Source organism: Bradyrhizobium sp. (genome assembly GCF_049581145.1).
GTDB lineage: Bacteria > Pseudomonadota > Alphaproteobacteria > Rhizobiales > Xanthobacteraceae > Bradyrhizobium.
In genome coordinates, this window is sequence record NZ_JBAURI010000666.1 from 1 (window position 1) to 2,373 (window position 2,373).

The following is a 2,373-nucleotide window of genomic DNA, read 5'->3' on the forward strand; positions in this document are numbered from 1 at the left end:
CAGAGCGGCGATCCGATGAAGTCGTTCGGACGCGCGTGGTGCATGCCATGAAGCTCCTTGATGCCGGCGACCTCATGGTAGACAAAACGATGCAGCAGATATTCGACGAGCGTCCAGAGCATCGCCCCGCACACAAAAGCCAGCCACCAGCGCGAGTGCAAGGCAAAGCGCCGGCCGTCGAGGTCATAGAGCAACCATCCGCCGACAACGATCGGGTAGAAGAAGAGGTCGGCATAGAAGCCGAGCTTGGTTTGATTCACCCTCTGACTCCACCGAAATGACCGCACGGCCGTCCTGCTATGCTGGAATTACGACTCAAAAGCGACTGCGGAATGGCGTCCGGACGGAGCGCCATTGGGAGGCGCCGTGATGTCGCCCTGCGCAGCGCCTGCAACTCGATCGCAGTGCTCCGGTCGAGCGGTTGGGTTCATCGCGACTCTCGAACGAGCTCGATCGAAGCCTGTGAAAGCCAGGCGCCCGGCGATTCCATGGAAACGGTTTGACGGTTTCCCTTGGTTGCGACATTCAGCAAGGCCGTGATCGTATCGCCCTCGATCTTCGCTTCGATCAGGCCGTCGACGTTTCGTCCCGAGACCTTGCCGCCCTGGCGATACTCACTTTCGAACCAGTTGCCGGAAAGGTCGCTGCCGTTCTGGTCGATATTGGCGCTCAGCTCCATTTTATAGGCATCGCTCGCACAGCGCAGATTGAGTTTCACCGACTGGCCACTGCTCTTGACGGTGTAATCGGCCTTGCAGCGGACGCGCTCGCGCGGCCCATCCGACGGCTTGATCGTGCCGCCGCCCGACCATGCGCCGGCCACGTTCTCGAAGCTCTGCTGCGCGCAAGCAGGCGCTGCGACAAGCATGACTGTCAAGGCTGCGCATCGAAGAGTCCAACGGATGATGGGGAGATGACGAAACATTGATGCTGTCCTCGTTGGCCGATGATCATCGGCGCTCCTGATCACGCCCCACCGACACAAATCACTTCGGCGCGGCCCGATCAAGAGGCGGAGCATGACGCGGAGGTGACAGCGAACGTCCGCAAATAGAACCCGCACAACGCGGCCGAATCCTTGATCCGCGAGCCTGCGCTGCTCCGCCCTCGACTTCCGTTCATGTGCTGGTCTCTGGCACATCACGTCATTTTGCTGCGCTGCTCAAGACGGTTGCGCTTGCGGCATTGCTCGCTGCGGCCCGTCCGCGAGCCCACTCGGCCGGCCGCAGCCGGCGCGGTTTCGCAGCATGGCCCCGAAGGCGGTCTTGATGGCGCGGACGAAGGGGTCCTTGTATGGAAACTCCGCATTGTCGTCGTGCACCAGCATCGAGGCGTTGACCTCGAACACGACGAGATCGCCGCGCCGATCGAGCCCGCAGTCGATGCCGAAATAATCCAGCCCGAAGCGCTCGCGCACCGCGCGCAGGGCCTGATATTGCGCGGCATTGAAGATGATGGCGGGATTGCTGAGGAACGCCGCTTCCTCCTGCTGCATCCAGGGCTGATTGGACATGTCGGTCGAGACGTGGTGCACCTTCCAGTCGCCTCCGATCGCGAGATGGTAGGGCAGGATCTCCTCGCCGACGAAGATGAAGCGGTACTTGCGGAAATGACCGTCGCCGGAGGCGTAGTCGACATATTCGATGACGTAGTGGTCGTCCTCCGGTCGCCGCGCCAGGAAGCCCGCGAGCGCATCGAGGCTCTCGATTTTTTCGAAGTCGTCGCCGCCATGGGTGCCCGCCGGCCGGGCCAGAGCCGGCAACGCGAACGGCAGCCGCGCTGCGAGCGCCGCGGCGGAGACGTCGGCGCCGGCATCGAGGCGCAGGATCCGCGGCACACGGCAGCCGGGGATATCCGACAGCAGTTCGGCCACCGCATCGCGCGTCGTGCGCAGGATGCTGCCGGGGGCGTTGACGACGGGCTTGCCGAGCTTGTCGGCCAGGCGCGCAGCCGGCGCCAGCATCGCTGCGGCCTCGTCGGCATCCGAAATCAGATTGACGACGACATCGATCTCGCCGAGCGAGGCGATTTCGGGCTCGCGAGGACCGAACAAGGCCAGCGTATCGATGTCGTAGGTGGCATCCCCAAACAGGAACTGGATCGGCGTGTTGCCGCCAAAGGGCGCATACAGCGCCAGCGCGCGAAAATCCGGCGGGCTCTTGATCGCCTGCCGCCGGACCCGCGGGCGGATCCGCGTGGCTGCCGTGTAGGCGGCCTCCGCGCCGTCGAGGTCGCCCATCGCCTGCCTGATACCACCGATCCAGTAGCGGCTGTCGGCATCATCAGGGTTTTGCGCGATCGCCGCTTCGAAATGCCGGATCGCCGCTGCCGTCTCGTTCAGCGCGAAGCAGACCTTGCCGAGCTGATGCCGAA

General features: G+C 63.8%; 2 protein-coding genes and 1 pseudogene. All 3 read right to left on the bottom strand.

Annotated features, from left to right (window positions below; all coding sequences use genetic code 11):
• Positions 1 to 260, bottom strand: a pseudogene (locus WCB02_RS21715) (fatty acid hydroxylase family protein); the annotation flags it as partial.
• A gap of 167 nt (positions 261 to 427) precedes the next feature.
• Positions 428 to 1,009: a hypothetical protein gene (locus WCB02_RS21720; protein WP_423961285.1), complete on the bottom strand. Its 582-nt coding sequence runs from the start codon at positions 1,007 to 1,009 to the stop codon at positions 428 to 430.
• Between the two features lie 153 nt (positions 1,010 to 1,162).
• Positions 1,163 to 2,373: tetratricopeptide repeat protein (locus tag WCB02_RS21725; RefSeq protein ID WP_423961287.1), on the bottom strand; the 1,211-nt coding region annotated here is incomplete at its 5' end.